18 protein-coding genes are annotated in these 24,854 nt (G+C 65.5%); 13 read left to right on the plus strand and 5 right to left on the minus strand.

Translation table 11 applies throughout. From position 1 onward, the window contains the following. The 4 genes from secF to CH281_RS13060 all read left to right on the plus strand — a co-directional run bounded on the left by secF (position 1) and on the right by CH281_RS13060 (position 6,015). Positions 1-1,182: a protein translocase subunit SecF gene (gene secF / locus CH281_RS13045; RefSeq protein WP_027496949.1), complete on the plus strand. Its 1,182-nt coding sequence runs from the start codon at positions 1-3 to the stop codon at positions 1,180-1,182. A 20-nt stretch (positions 1,183-1,202) separates the two neighbouring features. After that, entirely contained in the window at positions 1,203-2,906 is a 1,704-nt protein-coding gene (locus tag CH281_RS13050) for an ABC transporter substrate-binding protein (protein ID WP_032365085.1), read from the plus strand. Continuing rightward, positions 2,903-3,460, plus strand: coding sequence for an adenine phosphoribosyltransferase (locus CH281_RS13055; protein ID WP_051365142.1), 558 nt, complete (start codon positions 2,903-2,905; stop codon positions 3,458-3,460). The genes CH281_RS13050 and CH281_RS13055 overlap by 4 nt, the downstream gene beginning before the upstream one ends. Before the next feature lie 299 nt (positions 3,461-3,759). Beyond that, positions 3,760-6,015 carry a RelA/SpoT family protein gene (locus CH281_RS13060; protein WP_167327864.1) on the plus strand — a complete coding sequence of 752 codons (2,256 nt, stop codon included), beginning with the start codon at positions 3,760-3,762 and terminating at the stop codon, positions 6,013-6,015. Positions 6,016-6,087: 72 nt separating this feature from the next. Here CH281_RS13060 and CH281_RS13065 read toward each other — a convergent pair whose 3' ends face one another. Together CH281_RS13065 and CH281_RS13070 are read right to left on the minus strand one after the other, a co-directional pair. Then, positions 6,088-6,885 carry a peptidylprolyl isomerase gene (locus CH281_RS13065; protein WP_052053307.1) on the minus strand — a complete coding sequence of 266 codons (798 nt, stop codon included), beginning with the start codon at positions 6,883-6,885 and terminating at the stop codon, positions 6,088-6,090. Beyond that, a complete protein-coding gene (locus CH281_RS13070) occupies positions 6,882-7,745 on the minus strand; it encodes a peptidylprolyl isomerase (RefSeq protein WP_094694592.1) in 864 nt (287 codons plus the stop codon). Before CH281_RS13070 ends, CH281_RS13065 begins: the two co-directional genes overlap by 4 nt. 191 nt (positions 7,746-7,936) lie before the next feature. Between CH281_RS13070 and CH281_RS13075 the strand changes: the two genes are divergently transcribed. The 3 genes from CH281_RS13075 to CH281_RS13085 are packed head-to-tail and all read left to right on the plus strand — an operon-like array spanning position 7,937 to position 10,531. Continuing rightward, a complete protein-coding gene (locus CH281_RS13075) occupies positions 7,937-8,629 on the plus strand; it encodes an MBL fold metallo-hydrolase (protein ID WP_032370475.1) in 693 nt (230 codons plus the stop codon). A gap of 2 nt (positions 8,630-8,631) precedes the next feature. Next, on the plus strand, positions 8,632-9,903 hold the full coding sequence (gene hisS / locus CH281_RS13080; protein WP_032388471.1) for a histidine--tRNA ligase: 1,272 nt from the start codon (positions 8,632-8,634) through the stop codon (positions 9,901-9,903). Continuing rightward, positions 9,893-10,531: a hypothetical protein gene (locus CH281_RS13085; protein ID WP_027496957.1), complete on the plus strand. Its 639-nt coding sequence runs from the start codon at positions 9,893-9,895 to the stop codon at positions 10,529-10,531. The genes hisS and CH281_RS13085 overlap by 11 nt, the downstream gene beginning before the upstream one ends. Before the next feature lie 13 nt (positions 10,532-10,544). Here the strand turns inward: CH281_RS13085 and CH281_RS13090 are convergent, their stop codons facing one another. Beyond that, on the minus strand, positions 10,545-11,015 hold the full coding sequence (locus CH281_RS13090; RefSeq protein WP_032370476.1) for a DUF3237 domain-containing protein: 471 nt from the start codon (positions 11,013-11,015) through the stop codon (positions 10,545-10,547). Positions 11,016-11,143: 128 nt separating this feature from the next. On the opposite strand from CH281_RS13090, the gene CH281_RS13095 reads away from it, so the two are divergent. After that, entirely contained in the window at positions 11,144-12,172 is a 1,029-nt protein-coding gene (locus tag CH281_RS13095) for an Rv2578c family radical SAM protein (RefSeq protein ID WP_094665275.1), read from the plus strand. 11 nt (positions 12,173-12,183) lie between these two features. On the opposite strand, the gene ypfJ is transcribed toward CH281_RS13095, so the two are convergent. After that, positions 12,184-13,101, minus strand: coding sequence for a KPN_02809 family neutral zinc metallopeptidase (gene ypfJ, locus CH281_RS13100; RefSeq protein WP_032365115.1), 918 nt, complete (start codon positions 13,099-13,101; stop codon positions 12,184-12,186). A gap of 169 nt (positions 13,102-13,270) precedes the next feature. Here ypfJ and aspS point away from each other — a divergent pair, with 169 nt between their 5' ends. Beyond that, positions 13,271-15,058 (plus strand): aspartate--tRNA ligase, encoded by a 1,788-nt coding sequence (gene aspS / locus CH281_RS13105; RefSeq protein ID WP_032372494.1) that lies wholly within the window; start codon positions 13,271-13,273, stop codon positions 15,056-15,058. An 81-nt stretch (positions 15,059-15,139) separates the two neighbouring features. On the opposite strand, the gene CH281_RS13110 is transcribed toward aspS, so the two are convergent. Beyond that, positions 15,140-16,183 carry a hypothetical protein gene (locus tag CH281_RS13110; protein ID WP_094694459.1) on the minus strand — a complete coding sequence of 348 codons (1,044 nt, stop codon included), beginning with the start codon at positions 16,181-16,183 and terminating at the stop codon, positions 15,140-15,142. 230 nt (positions 16,184-16,413) lie between these two features. On the opposite strand from CH281_RS13110, the gene CH281_RS13115 reads away from it, so the two are divergent. From CH281_RS13115 to CH281_RS13130, 4 genes are all read left to right on the plus strand, one after another. Further along, positions 16,414-19,803 (plus strand): transglutaminase family protein, encoded by a 3,390-nt coding sequence (locus CH281_RS13115; protein WP_032387320.1) that lies wholly within the window; start codon positions 16,414-16,416, stop codon positions 19,801-19,803. A gap of 127 nt (positions 19,804-19,930) precedes the next feature. Beyond that, a complete protein-coding gene (locus CH281_RS13120) occupies positions 19,931-22,615 on the plus strand; it encodes a circularly permuted type 2 ATP-grasp protein (RefSeq protein WP_094694461.1) in 2,685 nt (894 codons plus the stop codon). After that, a complete protein-coding gene (locus CH281_RS13125; RefSeq protein WP_032382091.1) occupies positions 22,612-23,520 on the plus strand; it encodes a transglutaminase family protein in 909 nt (302 codons plus the stop codon). Before CH281_RS13120 ends, CH281_RS13125 begins: the two co-directional genes overlap by 4 nt. A 153-nt stretch (positions 23,521-23,673) precedes the next feature. Next, on the plus strand, positions 23,674-24,843 hold the full coding sequence (locus CH281_RS13130; protein ID WP_032372489.1) for a kinase: 1,170 nt from the start codon (positions 23,674-23,676) through the stop codon (positions 24,841-24,843). The last annotated feature ends 11 nt before the right edge of the window (positions 24,844-24,854 follow it).

A 24,854-nucleotide genomic window follows, 5' to 3' on the forward strand; every position in this document is an offset into this window, starting at 1 on the left:
ATGTCCGATACGGCCACCTCGACCCCATCGCCTCTCGACGATTCGAGCGTCGACCAGTCCACGCAGCCCAGGCACAGTTGGTTATCTCGTCTCTACACCGGCACCGGTGCATTCGAGATCGTCGGACGCCGCAGGTTCTACTACGTGCTGACCGGCGTCATCGTGCTGATCTGCCTGCTCAGCTTCCTCGTGCGTGGGTTCACGCTCGGTATCGACTTCGAGGGCGGCACCCGCATCGCATTGCCCGCCGCGGACAACATCTCCACCGAGCAGGTCGAAACCGTCTACAACGACTCGCTGGGTATGCCCCCGGTGTCGGTCCAGACGGTCGGCTCGGGTGCCGCGGCCACGGTGCAGATCCGTTCCGAGGCGCTCGATCCAGCCGAAGTCGACACTCTTCGACAGGCGCTGTTCCAGTCCTTCCAGCCGCAGGACAACTCGGGCACCGCAACGCCCAATGCCATCAGCGTCTCCGACGTGAGTGAGACATGGGGGAGTCAGATCACCCAGAAGGCTCTGATAGCCCTCGCGGTGTTCCTGGTGATCGTCAGCATCTACATCGCCATCCGATACGAACGGGACATGGCGCTGGCGGCCCTGGCCGCATTGGGCTTCGACCTCGTCGTCACCGCGGGCGTCTATTCACTCGTCGGCTTCGAGGTGACCCCGGCCACGGTGATCGGTCTGCTGACCATTCTGGGATTCTCGCTGTACGACTCCGTCGTGGTGTTCGACAAGGTGGAGGAGAACACCCGAGGCATCTTGAACCTGCACCGCAAGACGTACGCGGAGCAGGCCAACCTTGCCGTGAATCAGACTCTGATGCGATCGATCAACACGACCGTGATCGGCGTTCTGCCGGTTATCGCGTTGATGATCGTCGCGGTCTGGCTGCTGGGCGTGGGAACGCTCAAGGATCTCGCTCTCGTGCAGCTCGTCGGCATGATCGTCGGTGCCTACTCGTCCATCTTCTTCGCCACGCCGCTGTTGGTGACCCTGAAGGAGAAGTGGGGCCCGGTCGCGGTCCACACTCGCAAGGTCCACTCCAAGCGTGCCGACGCGGCGGCGCGCGCCGCCGGTCTCGCACCCGAACCGGTGGCCGTCGGCGTGGATGTCAGCAAGGCGTCGGCACCGCAGCCCGGCAATCGCCCCACTGGGAAGCGGAACAAGAAGCGCCGATAGCGAGATCGTAGAGATGGAGAGTGCACGTGGAACGTAGGTGGAGCGCGGCACTGCTGGCAGCGGGTCTGGCCGCAGCGTCGCTCACCGCATGTTCGGCCTCGGAGGACAAGGTGCCTTCCATCGGGTACTCGTTCGACAACGTGGTGAACAACTACAACGCCAGGACCGTCGACGGGGCCGCGTCGGGAGCGCGTCAGGCGTTCACACGAGTCCAGGTCGGGTTCAGCTATCTGGGACCGGACGGTGATGCGCTGTCGGACAACGACATCGGTACCGTCGCGGTCGTGCCAGGGGACGTTCTGACGCTGCAGTACACGATCGCGCCTGCGGCGAAATACTCCGACGGCGCACCGATGGCGTGCGATGACCTGGTGCTGGCGTGGGCCGCCAACAGCGGCCGGTTCGCCACCGACCGTCCCCTGTTCGACGCGGCGTCGACGGCGGGATACTCCGACATCGCGAGCATCGACTGCGTCCCCGGGTCCAAGGACGCCACCGTCGTCTTCGCCCCGGGCCGCAGCTACCAGAACTGGCGAGCTCTGTTCGGTGCCACCGATCTGTTGCCCGCACACGTGGCTGCGCGCGCGGCCGGGGTACCGAACGTCGTCGATCCCATAGTGGCCGGCGATGACGGTGTCGTCTCTCGGATCGCCGATTTCTGGAACACCGGGTGGACGTTGACGCCCGGTTCTGTCGACACGTCTCTGTTGCCGTCGGCCGGTCCGTACCGCGTCGACTCGTACACCGCCGAGGACGGGTTGGTTCTGGTCGCGAACGACGCCTGGTGGGGCATTCCGCCCGAGACGCAGAGAGTCGTGATCTGGCCCAAGGGCACCGACGTCCCGGCGAAGATCAACGATGGATCTCTGGACGTGATCGACCAGGGTGCGGGCGCGAACGATCTGGGTTCGACAGAGGGGTTCGAGACCGTCACGGAACCGTCGCGAGGCGTCGAGCAGCTGACGTTCGCGACCCAGGGCGCGCTGGCGGAAGCGAGTGCTCGCCGGGCCGTGGCCGCATGCATCCCGCGAACGGACCTGTTCGACACACTCGGGCACCCTGGCTTCGAGGCACCGCCGGCCGGGCCCGGCTCCAGCGTCGTCGATTCTCGGCTGATGCAACCGGACACTCTGGTGTACCCCTCGGTTGCCGCGACGGTCGGCGACCGGTACCAGCGGTCGGACCTGGACCGCGCGGGCAAGGAACTGGCCGCATCGGGTAGCAGTGCGCTGACCGTACGCGTCGGCTACCTGGCACCGGACGCGCGCCGCGCTCAGCTGGTCAGCCGAATGGCGACCGATTGTGCGGCGGCGGGGATCACCGTCGAGGACGCGAGCTCACCGGAGTTCACGCCGTCCGCGCTTCGTGCCGGAACAGTGGACGCCGTTCTCGGCGGCGCGGGGTCGCTGCCAGGGCCGACCGGCTCGGCGTCGTCCGTCGTTGCACGGTACTCGTTGCGAACCGGTATCGGCCTCAACGTGGGCGGGTACAGCAACGGGCGGATCGACTCGATCGTCGACCAGCTGGCGGTGACCGACGATCCCGAGCGCGTGCTGGCGTTGGCGACCGAGGGCGAGAACATTCTGTGGAACGACATGCCGTCGCTTCCGCTGTACAGCGAGCCGCGCACCACCGTCGTGAGCGACGGTATGCAGGACGTCGTGGCCAACCCCACGGCGGCCGGTGCCGGCTGGAACATGGATCGGTGGGTACTTCTGAAATGAGCGATGCGACAGTGACTCAGGACGGCGGGGTGCGCGGTGATGCCGTGTCGGCCGTGCATCGGCTGACGCGGTGGGTGGACGATTTTCCCGTGGACGGGGTGCGGTTCGGCGACCTGACCCCGGTGTTCGCGGAGGGGCCCGCGTTGCGCAGCGTCGTCACGGCATTGGCGGAGGGTTTCGAGAACGTCGATCTGGTGGCGGGCATCGATGCCCGAGGGTTTCTGCTGGGAGCGGGCGTGGGACTCGAGCTCGGTTGCGGGGTGCTCGCTGTACGCAAGGCGGGCAAACTGCCGCCGCCCGTGCACTCGCGAACCTACGATCTCGAATACGGAACCGCGGAACTGCAGATTCCGACCTCCATCGAGCTGGCCGGTCGACGGGTGCTCGTGGTCGACGATGTCCTCGCCACCGGCGGTACCGTCGATGCGACAGCTCGGTTGTTGGCCGAGCAGGGCGCGGTGGTGGTCGGGGCGACCGTGGTGTTGGAAATCGAGGCGCTCGACGGCCGCAGCAAGTGCAGTGACTACCCGCTCGCCTGCCTGGTTCGAGTCTGAGGACTAAAGTCGACTGATACAGCGTCGACCGGATCTGTCCTGGCGTCGGCGCGAATGTGTGGCAGGAGGTGATGAGAGTGACCCGTTACATCGATCAGCCCTTGCCCGAGCGGCCCGCAGTCGCCGATCGGCCGGGAACCGGTGCGGATTCGGTCGCGTCCGGCGATACGAGCGCGGTCGTCGATACCGCAGTGGTCAACGATCCGGTGGTGGACAGACCGGGCGTGCGCGAGCCGGTGTCGAGTGATTCGGCGCAGGCCGACGACCAGGCGCCGTCGGGTGCACGCAATTCGGCACCCGTGCCCACCTCGGCCTCCCGTCGAGTTCGGGCGCGGCTCGCTCGTCGCATCACGGCCGGACGCAGCGCGGCGGTCAAGCCCGTCCTCGAACCTCTGGTCAGTCTGCATCGCGAGCTGTATCCCAAGGCCGATCTGACGCTGCTGCAGCGGGCCTACGACGTCGCGGACGAGCTGCATTCCACACAGATGCGCAAGTCCGGCGACCCGTACATCACCCATCCACTTGCCGTGGCGAACATCCTCGCCGAACTGGGTATGGACACCACCACGCTGGTTGCGGCCCTGCTGCACGACACGGTGGAGGACACCGGCTACTCGTTGGCCAAGTTGACCGAGGAGTTCGGTGACGAGGTGTCCCATCTTGTCGACGGGGTCACCAAGCTGGACAAGGTCGTACTGGGGACGGCCGCCGAGGGCGAGACCATCCGAAAGATGATCATCGCGATGGCGCGGGACCCGCGGGTGTTGGTCATCAAGGTCGCCGATCGACTGCACAACATGCGCACGATGCGATTCCTGCCCCCGGAGAAGCAGGCCCGCAAGGCCAAGGAAACACTGGAAGTCATTGCGCCGCTTGCTCATCGGCTGGGTATGGCCACCGTCAAATGGGAGCTCGAAGACCTGGCCTTCGCCATTCTCCATCCCAAGAAGTACGACGAGATCGTTCGGTTGGTCGCAGATCGGGCACCGTCCCGCGACACGTACCTCGAGAAGGTACGGGCCGAGATCAACGCCACACTGGCGGCATCGAGAATCAGCGCCGTCGTCGAGGGACGTCCCAAGCACTACTGGTCGATCTACCAGAAGATGATCGTCAAGGGCCGCGACTTCGACGACATCCACGACCTCGTGGGAGTGCGCATTCTGTGCGACGAGATCCGCGACTGCTATGCCGCGGTCGGCGTCGTGCACTCGCTGTGGCAGCCGATGGCGGGCCGCTTCAAGGACTACATCGCGCAGCCACGGTACGGCGTCTACCAGTCGCTGCACACCACGGTGATCGGGCCCGAGGGCAAGCCACTCGAAGTGCAGATTCGCACCAGGGACATGCACCGCACCGCGGAGTTCGGTATCGCTGCTCACTGGCGATACAAGGAGACCAAGGGCAAGCACTCTCAGGACAACGCCGAGGTCGACGACATGGCGTGGATGCGCCAGTTGCTCGACTGGCAGCGTGAAGCGGCCGACCCGGGCGAGTTCCTCGAATCTCTGCGCTACGACCTGGCGGTCAAGGAAATCTTCGTCTTCACCCCGAAGGGCGATGTCGTCACGCTTCCCGCCGGATCCTGTCCGGTCGACTTCGCCTATGCGGTGCACACCGAAGTGGGTCACCGCTGTATCGGAGCCCGGGTCAACGGTCGCCTGGTGGCACTCGAACGGACCCTCGACAACGGCGAGGTGGTCGAGGTCTTCACGTCCAAGGCCGTCACGGCCGGGCCGAGTCGAGATTGGCAGGGCTTCGTCGCGTCACCGCGTGCGAAGACCAAGATCCGTCAGTGGTTCGCCAAGGAACGTCGCGAAGAGGCCCTCGAAGCCGGTAAGGACGCCATCGCGAAAGAGGTCCGTCGCGGCGGACTTCCGTTGCAGCGCTTGATGAATGCCGAGTCCATGTCGGCCATCTCCCACGAACTGCGGTACGTGGACGTGTCGGCGCTGTACACCGCGGTCGGTGAGAACCACGTTTCTGCTCGCCACGTCGTGCAGAGGCTGGTCGCTCATCTCGGTGGTGTCGGTGACGTCGAGGAAGAGCTCGCGGAGCGCTCTACGCCGTCGACCATTCCGACCAGACCGCGTCAGGTCGGAGACGCCGGGGTGCTGGTCACCGGTGCCGAGGGTGTCGTGGCAAAACTCGCCAAGTGCTGCACCCCTGTGCCCGGGGACGAGATACTCGGGTTCGTCACCCGCGGCGGGTCGGTCAGCGTCCACCGCACCGACTGCACCAATGCGCGGTCGCTCGAGGAGCAGTCCGAGCGCTTCATCGAGGTGCAATGGGCACCGTCGGCCTCCTCGGTGTTCCTCGTGGCCATTCAGATCGAGGCCCTGGACCGGCATCGGTTGCTCTCGGACGTCACGAAGGCTCTGGCCGACGAGAAGGTCAACATCCTCTCGGCATCCGTCGCGACGTCGGGCGATCGGGTGGCTATCAGCAAGTTCACGTTCGAGATGGGTGACCCCAAGCATCTGGGGCACGTGCTGAACGTCGTGCGCAACGTGGAGGGCGTGTACGACGTGTACAGGCTCACGTCGGCGGCCTGACCGAATTCCGACCCGATACGACAACAGGGTGAGCAGAAATTTCTGCTCACCCTGTCGTCGTCGTGCGGTACCTCAGGTTGCCGAGGTGATGACCACCGGATTCGCTGGTGCGCCGTCCTCTGCACCGCCGCTGACTCCACCGGCCGCAATGGCGTCCAGGGTCTGCAGGCCGGCATCGGAGATGGTGCCGAACACCGTGTACTGCGGCGGCAGCACCGAGTCGGCGTACACCAGGAAGAACTGGCTGCCGTTGGTGTCAGGGCCTGCATTGGCCATGGCCAGGGTGCCACGGGGGTAGACGACCGGGTTCTGGGCCTGCGCGGGATCGTCGGCGAACGCCGTTGTGGGGTATTCGTTGGCGAAGCTGTAGCCGGGGCCGCCACGGCCCGATCCCGACGGGTCGCCGCATTGCAACACTTCGAGGCCGGGGGACGTGGTCAACCGATGACACGGTGCGCCGTCGAAGTAGCCCTGCTGAGCCAGGCTGACCACACTGTTGACGGCGCACGGGGCCTCGGTACGGTCGAGCGTCATTCCGATGTCGCCCTGGGTCGTCGACAGCGTCACGTCGACCGTTCCGAAGACGTCGATGTTCTCGGTCGGAGGCGGAGCAACCTCCTTGGCAGCCGGAGACTCCGCCGGGTACGCACACGAGACCGTATCGGTGGTCGGCTGCGGAACGGGCGGCAGCGCACCGAACCGCGACAGATTCAGCGGCGGCCGCGGGGTGGTCGTCGTGGCCGACGTCGAGGCAGCGGTCGTCGAACCGGCCGGAGTGGGCGTGGCAGCGGTCTCCGTCGATCCGGAGCAGCCGGCGAGAAGAAGTGCCGCAGCGGAGGCTGCGATCACCAGACCGGGTACGCGTGTCACAGGTCGCTCTGCATCGAGGTGATGTCCACCGGCTCGGCCGGTGCACCGTCGGAGGCACCGCCTTGCGCCCCCTTGGCCGCGATGGCATCCAAGGTGGCGAGACCGGTCTCGTCGATCGTGCCGAAGGCGGTGTAGGCGGGCGGGAGTTGCGAATCGCCGTAGACGAGGAAGAACTGGCTGCCGTTGGTTCCCGGGCCGGCGTTGGCCATCGCCAGGGTTCCGCGGGGGTACAGGACGGGAGTCTGCGCGGCAGGATCGCCCTCGGCGTACGTGTCGGTGGGGAACTCGTCGGCGAACTGGTAGCCCGGCCCGCCACTACCGGAGCCGGTGGGATCGCCGCACTGCAGCACCTGCAGGCCGGCACCCGTCGTCAGGCGGTGGCAGGTGGTGCCGTCGAAGTAGCCCTGATTGGCCAGGGACACGAAACTGTTCACCGTGCACGGGGATTCGGGGTTGTTCAGGGTCAGGCCGATGTTGCCGGCGGTGGTGGCCATGCTGTAGCTCAATGACTCGTCGCTGGTGGGGATGTTCTCGGTGCGGGGAGGGGTGTTGGGCTTGGCGGCCGGCTGCGCGGCGGCTGGGTAGGAACAGTTCACCGTCTCGGGCAGCGGTTCCGTACGGCCCGCAGCGATGATCGAATCGGCCGGCGCAGACGTGGTCGAGTCCTGCGCCGTGCTCGCGTCGTCGTCACCGCGGGTCACCACGAAGACGACCGAGACAACGGCCACGACCGCAACCACACCGAGGATGGAGCCGGCGATCGTCAACTGCTTCCGACGTCGTGCTCGCTCTGCACGTCGTACGAGTTGGCGTTCGAGCTTTCGCTTGGCAGCCTCGCGCCGTTGCTCGTTGCTGGGCAATTCGTGTCCTCCCGCTTGTCCTGGTTCGACCACGCCTGCTCGCTGAGCGGGTGGGTCGTGTGGTAGCCGGCCGACAATCGGCCAACGCGAGTTTGCCATCATTGCCTGAGAGCATGCTGGGGGGACCCGACGAGAACCTCCCCACTAAGCTGGCTCGGTACTTCGGCCTCTGCCTCTTAGGAGCGATTGTCTTGCTCGTCACCGGATTCCCCGCAGGAATGTTTCAGACGAACTGCTACATCCTCGCTCAGGACGACGCATCCGAGTGCGTCGTGGTCGATCCCGGCCAGGATGCCGCCGATCCGTTGGTCGAGTTCCTGACGCGATCCTCGCTGAACCCGACGGCGGTGCTGCTGACCCACGGTCATCTGGACCACACGTGGTCCGTGGAGCCGGTCTGCTCGAAGTACGGAATCCCCGCATACATCGCGCCCGAGGATCGATACATGTTGGCGGACCCGATCAAAGGGACCGGTCCGACGCTCGCTGCCGTGCTCGGCGACCTCGAGTTCCACGAGCCGGACGAGGTCATCGAGTTGGCGCACGAGCAACGTCTGAGCCTCGCGGGAATCGACTTCACGGTCGTGCACACTCCAGGGCACACGCAGGGCTCGGTGGTGTTCCTCACCGAGGCCAACGGTCCCGACGGGACGGTTCCGTTGGCGCTGACCGGCGACACCTTGTTCGCCGGGTCGATCGGCCGGACAGATCTGCCCGGCGGCGACCACGATCAACTTCTACGGTCCATCGCGTCGCGGTTGCTGCCGCTGCGCGACGAGACCGTCGTGCTCCCCGGACACGGCGGACAGAGTTCCATCGGTCAGGAGCGCGGGTCCAATCCGTTCCTCGTTGGACTCGGCGACCCCGAGCAAGGAAAGCTGTGACCGTGAGCAAGCCGACCACCTTTTCCGCGCCCAAGGGCATTCCCGATTACTTCCCCCCGAATTCGGCCGAATTCGTCGCTGTCCGGGAGGGCCTCCTCGGTGCCGCCCGCGCCGCCGGGTACGGCCATATCGAACTCCCGATCTTCGAGGACACCGGGTTGTTCGCCCGGGGAGTCGGCGAATCGACCGACGTGGTCAGCAAGGAGATGTACACCTTCTCCGATCGCGGCGACCGATCGGTGACATTGCGTCCCGAGGGCACCGCCGGGGTCATGCGCGCTGTGATCGAGCACGGCTTGGACCGCGGGGCGCTGCCGGTCAAGTTGGCCTACGCCGGGCCGTTCTTCCGGTACGAGCGCCCGCAGGCCGGCCGCTACCGCCAACTGCAGCAGGTCGGTGTCGAGGCGATCGGCGTCGACGACCCGGCGCTGGACGCGGAGGTCATCGCCGTGGCCGACGCCGGGTTCCGCGCCCTCGGTCTTACCGGCTTCAGGCTCGAGATCACCTCGCTCGGTGACGACACCTGCCGCCCGCAGTATCGAGAGTTGCTGCAGCAGTTCCTCTTTGCGCTTCCGTTGGACGAGGACACGCGTCGACGCGCCGAGATCAACCCGCTGCGGGTTCTCGATGACAAGCGGCCGGAGGTTCGCGAGATGACTGCCGACGCGCCGTTGATGCTCGACCATCTCTCCGATTCTGCGAAGCAGCACTTCGACGAGGTGCTGGCCTACCTCGATGTGATGAATGTTCCGTACCTGGTCAACCCGCGCATGGTTCGTGGACTCGACTACTACACGAAGACGACGTTCGAGTTCGTGCACGACGGCCTCGGGGCCCAATCGGGCATCGGCGGCGGCGGCCGCTACGACGGCCTGATGGAGCAGTTGGGCGGGCAGGCGCTGTCGGGTATCGGATTCGGGCTCGGTGTCGACCGCACCGTCCTCGCGTTGGCCGCCGAGGGCAAGACCGCAGGCACGACGTCGCGGTGTCAGGTGTTCGGCATCCCGATGGGTGCCGCGGCCAAACTCGCGATCGTCGACATCGCGGCGCAGTTGCGTGAACGTGGCATCGCGGTGGACATGGCGTACGGAAATCGCGGCATGAAGGGAGCGATGAAAGCGGCCGATCGTTCGGGAGCCCGATACGCACTCGTGCTGGGCGATCAAGAGCTGTCGGCCGAATCCATCGTGATGAAAGACCTTTCGAACGGCGAGCAGGAGACGGTCGCGTTGGCCGACGTGGTCGACGTCCTCGGAGTGCACCTTGGCCGATGACCCTCGGCCCTCGGCGGGTCCGGTAGCCCTCGATCTGGTCTCGGCGGAGTTCCTCGCGCCGCGGTTGCGCAAGATCGTGGTCGGTTCGCTACTGGTCGGAGTCGTGCTGGGCGTCGTTCTGGCGCTCGTCGTCCCCGTGTGGGTGGCAGTCCTCGTCGGAGTGATCGTCGGTGGTCCGGCGGCGCTGTCGGGTTGGCTGGGATTGCGCCGCCGGGTGTGGCTCGACGGGCCACGGCTGTGCGCTCGGGGACTGCGTACCCGACGGCTGAACATGCCGGAGGTGGTGACGGCGGAAATGACCATCCGCACGGCCGGAATCGACCAGATCTCGCTGCGGCTCTACGACGGTCGTACTCGTATCGTTCTGCCGTTGGCGCTCTACACCAGGGGTGGCGGCCGCGAACTGCCGATTCTTGCGTTGCGCACGCTCGCCGATTCGCTGTGGACCACCGAACTCGTTCCCGCGGCGGCCATCGCGTCGGTGCTGGTGGATCAGCTGCGGGCCGAGGCGCGCGACGCCGGGCTGGACGAACGGCCCCTCTACCGAGCGATCGAACTGGTTCGCAGCAAGGGTCGCACTCCGCACGCGACGTTGACCGACCGGGAGGTCGCGCAGCTGCTCGGATGAGAGCGGACGGCTCTCAGGTCACCAGGAATGCGTCGAGCACCACGGCCTCGGCCGATCGTGAGCCGGAGGTGACGACGAGGGCCCGGTTGAGGTACGTGAACTTCGGAACAGCGGTCGACACTCGCAACGTGCCGCGGAAGTAGTAGGTCGCCGGGTCGACCTCTCGGTCGGGATCGTTCAGAGCGTCGATGACCTCGGCCGGTCCGAACTGGACTCCTCGGTAGTCGAGCGAAAGGTAACCGCCGGTTGCCAATTCGAGGACGAGATCGCTGCTGAACTCGGTGCACCCGTCGGGCCGGGTGACGCTGACGACGGTCGATCGAGCAGCCAGAGTGCCCTCGATGTCCGGGCCGGGTGCGGCCCCGCCGAGGACGGTGGTGACGACTCGGTCGCCTTCGGGCACCGAACCGATCTCGATGGCCGGTCCCAGGGTGAGGCCCAGGCGCAGAATGGGTTCCAGGGTCGGTGTGTTCGGGGCGGTCACGTGCGGTGCACTCCTAGGATCGACTTCGGGCCCTACGCTATCGCTTGTCGGCTGCCGGACCCGACCGGGGGATGCGGGGGAGCGATGCCGACCTTGACACGGCATAGAACAAATGTTCGACTGTGTGCATGCGATGGGCCGGTCAGACTCTCGATGCCGCAGACGAGGGCGCGCTACCGGGGCTGGAACGGTCCGGGCTCGTCCGCAGCGTGCAGACCCCGGAGTTCGAGGGCATCACATTTCACGAGGTGCTGTGCAAGAGTGCCCTGAACGAGGTTCCGGGCGAATCGCAGGTGCCGTTCTCGTGGACCGTCAATCCGATGCGCGGATGCTCGCATGCGTGCCGGTACTGCTTCGCGAGGCCGACACACGAATACCTGGACCTCGATTCCGGCAACGATTTCGACTCGCAGATCGTCGTCAAGACGAACGTTGCGGCAGTCCTCCGCAAAGAGCTCGCACGTCGATCCTGGAAGCGGGAGCCGGTCGCGCTGGGGACCAACACCGATCCCTATCAACGCGCCGAGGGGCGATATCGGTTGATGCCCGGCATCATTCGCGCGTTGACCGAGTCGGGTACGCCGTTCTCGATCCTGACCAAGGGAACGCTGTTGCGACGGGATCTGCCGCTGCTGACCCTGGCTGCACAGAAGGTCGACGTACACGTGAGCATCAGTTTGGCGATCCACGATGCAGATTTGCAGAAGCAGCTCGAACCCGGAACACCAAGTCCGCGAGCAAGGTTGGACCTCATCCGCGCCGTGCGGGATGCGGGACTCGACTGCGGTGTGCTGGTGGCGCCGGTCATTCCGTTTCTCACCGACGGAGCCAGACAACTCGACGGGCTGATCGCTGCGCTGGCCGAGGCCGGGGCGACGACCGTCACGGCGCTGCCGATGCATCTTCGATCGAGCACCAAGGACTGGTACATGAGCTGGCTGGTGAAGGAGCACCCGGCGTTGGTACGCAGATACCGCCAGCTCTACGGACACGGGGCGTACGTCACTCCGGAGTACAAGCAGTGGCTGAAGGCGAGAATCGATCCGCTGCTCGACACCTACGGTTTCGCCGCCGACCAGACCCGCGCGTTGCCCGCGAACGAGCCTGCCGAACCCCGCGGGTTGGTGACCTCGGGGCCGGCACTCACGCTGTTCTGAGCAGTACTGGTTCAGGGATTGTCGAGGTCGCGAGCCGAGAACGTGTCGCAGGCGGCCACTTGTCCTGTCTCGTAGCCGGTGGAGAACCACGCCTGGCGCTGGGCGGACGAGCCGTGCGTCCAGCCCTCGGGGTTGACCCGTCCGGTGGACGCCTGCTGAATCCGGTCGTCGCCCACCGAGGACGCGGCGGACAGTGCGTCGTCGATCTGGGCGGAGGTCAGCGGTTCCAGAAATGGGACGCCGCTCTTCGGGTCGACGGTCTCGGCCGCGTAGTGCGCCCAAATTCCTGCGTAGCAATCGGCTTGCAATTCCACCCGCACGCCACCGGACTCGGGACCCTGAGGGTCTTGCTGTGCGCGCCCGATGTCGCCCAACTGGTTCTGGATGTGGTGGCCGATCTCGTGCGCCACGACGTACTCCTGTGCCAGTGGGCCACCGCTGGAGCCGAACTGATCGACCAGGACCTGAAAGAAGCTGGTATCGAAATACGCCGTGGAATCGGCCGGGCAGTAGAACGGCCCGACGGCGCTGGTGGCGTTGCCGCAGCCGGTGTTCGTTGCTCCCGAGAACAGATTCACGCCGGGCTGAACGTAGGCGACGCCGGTCTGGGCTTGGAGCTGAGATTCCCAGACGGTGTCCAGACTTCCTACCGTGAAGTCGATACGGCAATCGACGTTGCTGTTCGCGTCTGCGACGTCACAGTCGAGAGTTCCCGACGTCCCGGAGCCGTTCTGACCCGCAGAGCTGTCGCCACCGCTGATCTGGTTCAGGATTGCTCCCGGGTCGCCGCCGAAAAGCAGCGCGAGGACGATGATGACCAGTCCACCGGCACCACCGCCGATCGCCAACTTGCCGCGTCCGCCGCCTCCGCCGCCACCGCCGACGGAGACTCGGCCCGGTGTCGTTTGCGAGCCTTCTCTGAACGTCATGTTGGAGTTCCCCTCCGCCGAGCCCGCATCTGCGGTGCGAACCGATGCCGCCACTGTCGGCCTTAGCTTCGCATGCCGGGACGGCATCTCGTTTCCTTCTATGGTGATGTGCTCCGTAGGATCGGTGAGCGAAGAACACGATCAGCGGATTTTTCTCGAAAGGACACCCGTGCTGCGCACCCATCTCGCCGGCTCATTACGCCCCGAGCACGTCGACCGAACTGTGACGTTGACGGGATGGGTGGCCCGTCGACGCGACCACGGTGGCGTCATCTTCATCGATCTGCGTGACGCCTCCGGTGTGTCTCAGGTCGTCTTCCGCGAGGGCGCAGCACTCGAGCAGGCCCACCGACTGCGCGCCGAGTACGTGGTGAAGGTGACCGGCAAGGTCGAGGGTCGTCCCGAAGGCAACGCGAACTACGAGATCCCCACCGGTGCCATCGAGGTCGAGGCATCGGAGATCGAGGTCCTGTCCGAGGCCGCACCGTTGCCGTTTCAGCTCGACGATCAGCCCGGTGAGGAGGCGCGGCTCAAGTACCGCTATCTCGACCTTCGGCGTGAGGGCCCCGGCCATGCGATTCGGCTGCGTTCGCACGTCAACGCTGCCGCCCGATCGGTTCTGGCGCACCACGAGTTCGTCGAGGTCGAGACCCCGACGCTGACGCGTTCCACCCCCGAGGGCGCACGGGACTTCCTCGTTCCCGCTCGTCTGCAGCCGGGTAGCTTCTACGCACTGCCGCAGAGCCCGCAGCTGTTCAAGCAGCTGCTGATGGTCGGCGGTATCGAGCGGTACTACCAGATCGCTCGCTGCTATCGAGACGAAGACTTCCGAGCCGATCGTCAGCCCGAGTTCACCCAGCTCGACGTCGAGATGAGCTTCGTCACCCAGGACGACGTCATCCTGTTGGCCGAAGAAATTCTGGCGTCGCTGTGGAAGCTCGTCGGGCACCACTTCACGGCACCCATCCCGCGGATCACCTACGCCGAGGCCATGCGCCGCTACGGCTCCGACAAGCCCGATCTTCGATTCGACATCGAACTGGTCGAGTGCACGGACTTCTTCTCCGACACCACGTTCCGCGTCTTTCAGGCTCCGTACGTCGGTGCGGTCGTCATGCCCGGTGGCGCGTCTCAGCCCCGCAAGCAACTGGACCGCTGGCAGGAATTCGCCAAGCAACGTGGACACAAGGGCCTCGCGTACGTTCTCGTCGGCGAGGACGGCACCCTCGGCGGCCCGGTCGCGAAGAATCTGACCGACGCCGAACGTGACGGCCTCGCTGCGCACGTCGGCGCGAAGAACGGCGACGCGATCTTCTTCTCCGCCGGTCCGGTCAAGGCCTCCCGCGGACTGCTGGGCGCTGTCCGCGGCGAGATCGCACGCAAGCTCGACCTGATCGACCCCAAGGCGTGGGCGTTCGTGTGGGTCGTCGACGCGCCGCTGTTCGAGCCCACGTCCGACGCCACCGCCAGTGGCGACGTCGCCGTCGGGTCCGGGGCGTGGACGGCCGTGCACCATGCGTTCACGTCGCCGAAGCCGGAGTCGATGGACACATTCGACACCGATCCGGGATCTGCTCTGGCCTACGCCTACGACATCGTCTGCAACGGAAACGAGATCGGCGGCGGCAGTATTCGTATCCATCGCAAGGACATTCAGGAACGAGTGTTTGCGATCATGGGGATCGGCAAGGAAGAGGCCCAGGAGAAGTTCGGCTTCCTTCTCGATGCCTTCAGCTACGGCGCGCCGCCGCACGGCGGAATCGCGTTCGGTTGGGATCGCATCACCGCGCTGCTCGCCGGAGTCGATTCCATCCGTGAGGTCATCGCATTCCCCAAGTCCGGTGGCGGCATCGACCCGTTGACCGACGCGCCCGCACCGATCACCGCGCAGCAGCGCAAGGAATCGGGCGTCGACTTCAAGCCGGAGAAGAAGGAAGAAGCGCCGACAGAGGCCTAGCTTCCACTCGAGGTCCGCAAGAACGAATGTCCCCGTAACGCAGTGCGTTACGGGGACATTCGCGTCTGTCGTGGTGCGAGATCATCGCGCGGGAGTCAGGGGCCCGCCGGTGAGTACGCGGTAGGCGTAGTTGGTGGCGATCACCGAGACCGGAAGGGTGATGAGCAGACCGAGGCCGCACAGCACAATGCCGATGAAGTTGATGGCGGCGAGGGCCAGCAACAGCAGCAGGACCGGGCCGAAGTTCTTGACCGTCAGGTCGATAGACGACTTGATCGACTCGATCGCCGACTGGTTTCGATCGATCAGGAAAGTCAGTGCGAAGTTCGCGAGGAAACCGATCACGACCAGCAGGACGGTGCCCAGGAAAGGAACGAAGCTCAGCACGACGCTGGCCACCGTCCAGATCAAAGCCAGTACCGCAATCTGCGGAACGTTCGTGAGTTGGAAGAACCTGCCGAACGTCGGCTTCTGTGGCCCACCCGTTTCGTCCAACGCTCCCCGTACGTATGCCGCATTCACGAAGTAGGACACGAATGTCGCGATCGTGGTCACCACCAGGAATGCGCCCGACGTCGCCGCGACGGCAGTACTTTCACCTCGGTCGGCAGCAGCGACCGCGGCCGTCAGGGTCGATGCGAACGTGACGATGAACACGGCGACGCTGACCGCCCACACGATGGCCGTGATACCGAGCCACGGTCCGGTGTTGGCCTTGAACTTGTCGAAGCCGTAGCTCAGTGCAGCACCGACGTCGAGTCGACCGGGGTTGGGTCCGAGAGGTGTCTGTCCGTAGTTCTGATTTCCGTAGTTCCCGTAGTTTCCCGGCGGCGGTGGGTAGTTTCCGGGAGGGGGTGGGTAGCCGCCCGGAGGCGGATAGCCGCCCTGAGGTGGGTAGTTTCCGGGCGGCGGTGGGTAGTTTCCGGGAGGGGGAGGATAGCCGCCCTGAGGCGGGTAGTTGCCTTGGGGCGGGTAGTTGCCGGGCGGTGGCGGGTAGCTGCCCTGATGCGGGTAGTTGCCGGGTGGTGGGTACCCGTTTCCCGGTGTCTGCGGCGTGTTCGGGTCCGGCTGGTCCGGGTTGGGTCCGCGACCGTATTGCGGTCCGTCGGGCGGGTTTTCACTCACGGTTCACCCTTCATGTCTGGCGTGGTACGTCGACGATTCGTCCGCATTTTCGAAGCTGAGCGAACCGTAGACCGATGAGGCGTGTCAAGGCGTTCGACACGTGGACGGTCGTGCGGGCCCGAATACCGTCGGGCATCGTCGATGGTTCGAATTCTTGCCGAGCGCACCGGGCCGGGGCCCACTAGGGTTGTTGTTTCTACCCATACCGGGACTATCACGAGGGGCTCGCCGTGGGCATCAAGGTTGCACTCGAACATCGCACCAGTTACCGATTCGACCGCACGGTCAAGATCTTTCCGCACGAGATCAGGCTGCGACCGGCACCGCATTCGCGCACTCCCATCGAGGCGTATTCGCTGAAGATCGAGCCGGCCGAGCATTTCGTCAACTGGCAGCAGGACGTCTTCGGCAACTTTCTCGCCCGCGTGGTGTTCCCCGAGCGAACCGACCATCTGTCCATCACGGTCGGACTCGTTGCGGACATGGCGTCGATCAATCCGTTGGATTTTTTCGTCGAGGAATGGGCGGAGCACTTCGGCTTCGCATACGAGGAACACGATCTGCCCGATCTCGAGCCCTATCTTCGCCCGGTGGACGAGGACAAGGCCGGTTCCGGGCCCGGACCGGTCGTGTCCGCGTGGGTGGAAAAGCTGCAGGCCGCCGTCGTCGAGCGGGGAGAATCGTTGCGCACCATCGACTTTCTCGTCATGGCCAATCAGGCCGTGATGGCGGACGTCGGCTACTCCGTGCGGATGGAGCCCGGAGTGCAGACCCCGGACCTGACGTTGACGTCCGCCGTGGGATCGTGCCGCGACTCCGCGTGGTTGCTGGTGTCGGTCCTTCGTCAGATGGGCCTGGCCGCGCGTTTCGTCTCGGGTTACCTCGTCCAATTGTCCTCGGACGTGAAATCGCTGGACGGTCCGTCCGGGCCGGTCGAGGACTTCACCGACCTGCACGCCTGGACCGAGGTGTATCTCCCCGGTGCCGGTTGGGTCGGAATGGACCCCACCTCGGGCCTGTTCGCCGGCGAGGGGCACATTCCACTGTCGGCCACGCCGCATCCGTCGACCGCGGCCGCAATTTCCGGCGCGACGAGCAAATGCACAGCCGAACTGGACTTCTCGAACACTGTGGTGCGTGTTCACGAGGATCCGCGTACAACGTTGCCATACACGGCCGAGCAGTGGGACGCGATCGAGGCCACGGCCGAGAAGATCGACCGGCGCATGCTCGATCAGGACATTCGATTGACCGTCGGTGGTGAGCCGACGTTCGTCGCCATCGAGAACCAGGAAGCGCCCGAGTGGAACACCACCGCAGACGGTCCGCACAAGCGCAAGCTGGCCAGCGTTCTCGCAGAACGACTTCGAACCATCTACGCGCCCGACGGCATGGTCCAGCGCAGCCAGGGCAAATGGTATCCCGGTGAGCCTCTCCCACGATGGCAGGTGGGTTTGTTCTGGCGCACCGACGGCCAGGCACTGTGGCACGACTCGGACCTCATAGCCGATCCGTGGTCGGCGCACGATCTGCGTCCTGATCCAGTCGACAATTCCGTATCGCAGAAGCTGATCGACCGACTGGTCGACGGATTGGGTCTGCCCGCCTCGCAAGCGCGTCCGGCCTACGAGGATCCGCTCGTCAAGCTGTTGGATCTGGTGCGTCAGCCCTACGGGGATCCTCCGGCCGACGCCGACGATCTCGAACCGGGGACAGATTCCGCAGCTGCGAGAAGGCTTCTCCTCGAACGGCTCGACGCCAGTACCGACGAACCGGCGGCATTCGTGCTGCCGATCTCGCGGACCGAGGACGGCACTGGCTGGCAGAGCGCAGACTGGAAGCTGCGACGTGGGCGAATCGTGTTGTTGGAGGGGGATTCTCCCGCCGGGCTCCGTCTGCCGCTACGAGCGATCTCGTGGGACGGGGGTCCGGTCGAGAACCCGGCCGATCCCACCGCACCGAAACCCGATCTGCCGACCCCGCAGCTGACGCAGCAACCACCCCGGGCCGTCGACCCGGCCGAGTCGCGCTACGCGCAGGCGGTGCGGGAGACGTCCGGAGTGGGTGGAACTGCGGTGACCGCACTGGTCGCCGAGGTACGCGACGGCGTACTGCACGTGTTCATGCCGCCGATGGATCGATTGGACGACTTCGTCGATCTGGTCTCTCGGGTGGAGCGCGCCGCATCCGCGATCGAGACACCGGTCGTCCTCGAGGGTTACGGCCCGCCTTCGGATCCCCGTATCCAAACCCTCACGGTCACTCCGGATCCCGGGGTCATCGAGGTGAACGTTCAGCCGACGTCGTCGTGGGCGGAGCAGAACGAGCTGATGGAGCGCTTGTATCTCGAGGCGCGTAAATCACGGTTGAGTACCGAGGGTTTCGACAACGACGGCACCACTCGCGGCACCGGCGGTGGTAACCACATCACTCTGGGTGGCGTCACACCGTCCGATTCGCCGGTGCTGCGCCGACCGGACCTGCTGGTGTCTCTGTTGACACACTGGCAACGTCACCCGTCGCTGTCGTACCTGTTCTCGGGTCGATTCATCGGTACCACCTCGCAGGCCCCCCGAGCCGACGAAGGTCGTGAGGAGTCGCTCTACGAGCTCGAGGTTGCGTTCAGCGAGATCAAGCGTCTGACCGGTGCCGACCGTTCGGCATCGCCGTGGGTCGTCGATCGGGCGCTGCGGCACCTGCTCACCGACATCACCGGGAACACGCACCGTGCCGAGTTCTGCATCGACAAGCTGTACAGCCCCGACTCCACCCGCGGCAGGCTCGGTCTGCTCGAACTTCGCGGATTCGAGATGCCGCCGCATCATCAGATGGCGATGGTGCAGTCCTTACTCGTGCGCTCGATGGTCTCGCGATTCTGGGATACCCCGCTCGAAGCACCACTGATTCGGCACGGTGCCAACCTGCACGGTCGATACATGTTGCCGCACTTCGTGATCGGTGATATCGGCCGGGTCGCCGAGGACCTCCGCGAGCACGGCATCGAATTCGATACCAGCTGGCTGGACCCGTTCACCGAGTTTCGTTTCCCGCGCATCGGTACCACCGTCGTCGGCGATGCCGAGATCGAACTGCGCGGTGCAATCGAGCCGTGGAACACGCTCGGGGAGGAGTCGACGTCGTCGGGCACGGCGCGCTACGTGGACTCCTCGGTCGAGCGCATCCAGGTTCGCGTTGCCGGTGCCGATGTGGGCCGCTACCTGTTGACCTGCAACGGGGTGCCGGTACCGATGTTGCGCACCGAGCGACAGGACGTCCAGGTCGCCGGAGTTCGCTATCGCGCCTGGCAACCGCCGAGCGCGCTGCACCCCACGATCGAGGTGCAGAGTCCCTTGCGATTCGATCTGGTGGAGATGCAAACCGGACGCGCAGTCGGCGGGTGCTCGTATCACGTGGTGCACCCCGGCGGACGGTCGTACGACGGTCCACCGGTCAACTCGGTGGAGGCGGAAGCGCGACGCAACGGTCGTTTCGAGGAGGGCGGGTTCACGTCCGGCAAGGTGGACATAGCAAGATTGCTCGAGATGCACGCTCGCCAAGCGATCGACGTGACTGCGCCCGGCATGCTGGACCTGCGCCGGACCGGGGTTCACACGTCCTGAGGCGGGCAAGAAAAGAACGAGTCGACCGGTAGCGATTTCGGTCCGACGCGGAACGGGTGGATTCGGCAACGACCACGCCTCATCCGGCGACGGAGTGTGATCGACCGACGGAAGGAACAACGGCTCGATGGTGCCCGTGGATACCGCTCACAGTGAGGCGGGCCGCAGCGAGACGGCGGCCGGTGCGCCCGACCCCGTGTCACCCGACCTCGTGTCACCGTGGCTCGAATATCACGGTCGACGTGAGGCCGTGACGGGTCGCAGAGATCTGTTCGACGAGATGCTCGCTGCCGACGACAAGGTGCGTCCGCACTGGGCGGAGTTGGTCGACGGTATGCGCGACGCCGGCCCGGGTGCCATGCAGACGTTGCAGTCCCGGGTCAGCCGGCTGGTCGACGATCACGGAATCACGTACAACCCGATTCCGACGGGCGGCAACGAGCCCGGGCCCAGTTCCGTGCGGTGGGGATTGGACAGCGTCCCGTACGTCGTTGCAGCGGACGAATGGGATCGGCTCGAAGCGGGGCTGGTTCAACGTTCGCAACTGCTCGACGCCATCCTGACCGACATCTACGGTGCGCAGGAGACAGTCCGGCGCGGTCTGATTCCGCCCGAGCTGATCTTCGGCAACCCCGGCTATCTTCGACCGGCGCACGCCATCACCGTCCCGGGTCCGCATCAGTTGTTCATGCACGCAGCCGACATCGCGCGCGGGTCCGACGGCCGGTTCTCGGTCGTTGCGGATCGCACTCAGGCACCGTCCGGGGTGGGGTATGCGCTGGCCGATCGGCGAGTGATGTCGCGGGCGATGCCGGAGCTGTTCCAGGCGAGCAATCCGAGGCCGCTGTCGACGTTCGCTCGGGCGATGCGCTTGGCGCTGCGTGACGCTGCACCCGCGTCCGCCGAGGATCCTGTCGTGGTGGTGTTGACGCCGGGGTCGCATTCCGAGACGGCGTTCGATCAGGCTTATCTGGCAACGGTTCTGGGCTTCCCGCTCGTCGAGAACGCCGATCTGGTGGTGCGGGACGGCTGTTTGTGGATGCGTTCGCTCGGCACACTGCGACGGGTGGACGTGGTGTTACGACGCGTCGACGCCGAGTTCGTCGACCCGCTCGATCTGCGTCCGGATTCGCATCTGGGTGTGGTCGGTCTGGTCGAGGTCCTGCGGCGCGGTGCGGTGAGCGTGGTCAACACTCTCGGTAGCGGAGTCCTCGAGAATCCCGCACTGACACCGTTGCTGCCGGCTCTGAGCCGGGCTCTGCTGGATGAGGATCTGACTCTCGATTCGGTCCCCACCTATTGGGGTGGTGATCCGATCGCACTCTCGCACATGCGAACTCGCTTCCGATCGCTGGTATTGAGATCCACCGTGTCCCGACGCGCGGTCGTGGGTCACGATCTCACCGAGCAGGCGGCCCGGGCGCTGTGGGACGAGGTCGAGGCAGCTCCGTGGAAATGGACCGGTCAGGAAGTGCCGGAGTTCTCGCTGGCTCCGGTGGGTTCGTCGTGGGGCAGCGGGTCGGGGGAGCAGTTGGCGGTTGCTCCGGCCCAGGTCGGAATGCGCTTGTTCACCGTCGCGCAGCGGGTCGGCTACACCCCGATGCGAGGCGGTCTGGGTCAGGTCATGATCACGGCGCCGGTCACCGAACCACTGATCACCGTCGCCTCCAAGGACGTGTGGGTCAAGTCGGTGGAGAGGGTCACTCCGGCCGATTCTGCTCCGCACACCCCGCCTGCCACGGTGGAGGAGTTGCCGCAGTACGCCGCGTCCAACGTCGAGGTGGTCAGTTCCCCGCGTGTGCTGGGCGATCTCTTCTGGTTCGGTCGGTACAGCGAACGCGCGGAGGACATGACACGTCTGCTCATCGCCGCCCGGGAGCGGGATCAGGACTATCGTTCGATGCCGTGGCTCGACGGCAGCGACAGCCTGCCGCTTCTGCTGGAAGCGGTCACGAAGGTATCGCGCACGGGACCGGGATTCCTGGACGAGACGATCCGCGCCGATGCGATGGCCGAAATGCGTTCGCTGATGCTCTCGGTGGAGCGCCTCGGTTCACTGGCGCAGTCGGTCGATCGGATGCAACAGGCAGCTCGTGCGGTGCGCGATCAACTCTCGAACGACACCTGGGCAGTGCTCGCTCGCATCGACACCGCGCTCGATGAGTTGGGCGAGTCGGCCGTCAACAACGGTGCCCAGCTGGCTGCATCGCAATCGAGCGTGCTGCGCGGTCTGCTCGCGCTGTCCGGACTGGCGTCGGAGTCGATGGTTCGCGACGCCGGTTGGTACCTGATGGACGCGGGCAAGCGAATAGAGCGGGGATTGCAACTGACAGCGTTGCTGTCAGCGACTCTGAGTCACGCCCTGACGCCGTCCACCGAACAGGCGGTCATCGATTCGGTGCTGTCTGCGGCAGAGTCCTCGGTGATCTATCGCCGACGCAACAGTGGTCGTGCACGGCCGGCTGCAGTTGCGCAGCTCCTGCTGTTCGACGCCGGCAACCCTCGCGCACTGGTGTACCAACTCGACCGCCTTCGTGACGACCTCGGGGCGCTACCGGATGCGTCCGGTAGCTCGCGGCCCGAACAACTCGTCGAGCAGATGCGGGTTCGGTTGCGGCGCGTCGACCCGGGTGATCTGGAGTCGGTCGACGCCACCGGGCGGCGGGTGGAACTGATCGATCTCGTGGACGGTATTCACGATTCGCTCGAAGAACTGTCCCGAGTTGTTCTCGCGACGCACATGTCGCTGCCGGGCGGTACCCAGCCGCTGTGGGGCAGCGTCGGTGCGCGGATCGGAAGCGGGGCACGATGACGAGTCGTCGGTACCGAATCAAGCACATCACCACGTACACCTACTCCGATCGCGTCACGTCGTCCTACGGGCGAGGATTTCTCGCGCCGCGGGACATGGACGGGCAGCACTGCGTCGAGAAGTCGGTCACGGTGGAGCCGCCACCCACCGATCAATCGTTCGGCGTCGATGTCTACGGCAACGAAGACGTGTACTTCCACGTGACCAACGATCACGAGAAGCTGGTCGTCACGGCGGATTCGCTCGTCGAGGTGTACCCGCGGCCGGTGGACGAGACCACGTCGTGGCCTGCGACTGCCCCGTGGGAATCGGCCCGGATGGCCATGTTCGACCCCACCAGGACCGATGCAGCGGAGTCGGCACGTTCATCGGCGGTGGAGTTCGCCCTCGATCTGCCGACGCCGGAGATCACGGACGAGGTGCGAGCGTATGCCGCGCCCAGTTTCACGCCGGGGCGTCCGCTCGCGGACGTCATCGTCGATCTGACGCACCGAATCTTCACCGACTTTCGGTATCTGTCCGGGTCCACGACGGTATCGACCACCGTGGTCGACGTCCTCGCCGCACGTTCGGGGGTCTGTCAGGACTTCGCTCGGTTGGCCATCGCCTGTCTGCGGTCGCAGGGGTTGGCGGCACGGTACGTGTCGGGCTATCTCGCCACGGAACCGCCACCGGGCAAGGAACGCATGATCGGTGTCGATGCGACCCACGCGTGGGCCGCGGTGTGGATGCCCGACGACCGCTGGCTGGCCTTCGATCCGACCAATGATCAGCTGGTCGACGAGCGATATGCGACGGTCGCCTGGGGCCGTGACTACGCCGACGTTCCGCCGCTGCGCGGGGTCATCTACACCGAGGCCGAGAAGAGCACGATCGCGGTCTCGGTCGACGTTGCACCGATGTAGTTCGCGCTGCATACTTTGGTGGCTTCGGGGTAACCGGCCAGCTGGTCGGGTCTACGAATGGGATCTCGAAAGCCGCAAAACGGACAATCGTGTCTCTTTCGTAGCCGACGACACGGCACAGTACGACGTAGCGAACAGGTAGCTTGGACAACGATGACCGCAACACTTGCAGACCCTGTATCCGAGGTAGTGGCAGCAGCCCAGCGACTACTGACCAAGCGCACCGGAGCACCGGTGACGCTGATCGATCCCGTCGACCTCGGGGGTAGTGGCCAAGCCATCGTGTTGCGAGTGAAGGTGTCCGAGAATCCTTTTCAGCTTCCGCGAACCCTTGTCGTCAAGCAGGTGCGCGATCTTCCCGGAGAATCGGAGCTGCATTCCGAGCTCACCGATGTCGCCGGGTCGAGTGCATTTCTGCGCGAGGCCGCGTCGTACCAGTTCGCGAACGCCCTGGCCACCGACAGCAGGCCGGGGCCGGAGCTGCACGCCTACGATCTCGATGCTCGGCTGTTGATTCTGAGCGACCTCGGTGACGCCAGTGCGATCCCCACGCTGCTGCGCAGTTCCGATGCATCGATGGTCACCAACTCCTTGATGGCCATGGCTCAGGCGCTCGGGCGCATGCATGCGGCAACCGTCGGCCGCGAGGACGATTTCGCAGCATTGCTTCGGCGGGTCGGCCAGCCCGACTCGGCAGACGGGATTTCCGCGCAGATACCCGATGCCCTCGCCGCGGTACCCGGCATGTTGACCGGATTGCTCGGAGTAGGGGCACCACCGGACGTCCTTCTCGAACGGGTCTCGCGCAGCGGACGGCTGTTCGCACACGGAGCGTTCCGTGCCTTCAGCCCGTCGGATCTGTGTCCCGACAACATCATCGTCAACGACGAAGGCGTTCGATTCCTCGACTACGAGTGGGGCGGTTTTCGAGACGCCACTCTCGACATCACGTACGCGTTGGCGTCGTTCCCGGGGTGTCTGTGCAGTTTCGAGCTCTCGCACGATCGCGAGCAGGCCATGATCGACGCGTGGCGTTCGGAGGTCGTCGGCATCTGGCCTGCACTGGCGGACGACCACGTGCTGGCTACCAAGCTGCTCGACGCGAGGTTGATCTGGGTGTGGCTGACCACGTACTGGTTCCTACCCGACGATCACACTCGAATTGCCGCGGCGCGCGCACATCAGCTGTCGGTACCGCGGTCGCAGGCGCTGATTTCGCGTTGGTCGGTGCTCCAGGACAGCGCAGTGCGTTCGGGAGAGCCCGATATCGCCGACTACGCCGAGTCGGTCGTGTCCGCTCTGCGCGCGAAGCGGGACCGCTGAGCGCGAACGCG

This window comes from Rhodococcus sp. 06-221-2 (genome assembly GCF_002258365.1).
GTDB lineage: Bacteria > Actinomycetota > Actinomycetes > Mycobacteriales > Mycobacteriaceae > Rhodococcoides > Rhodococcoides fascians.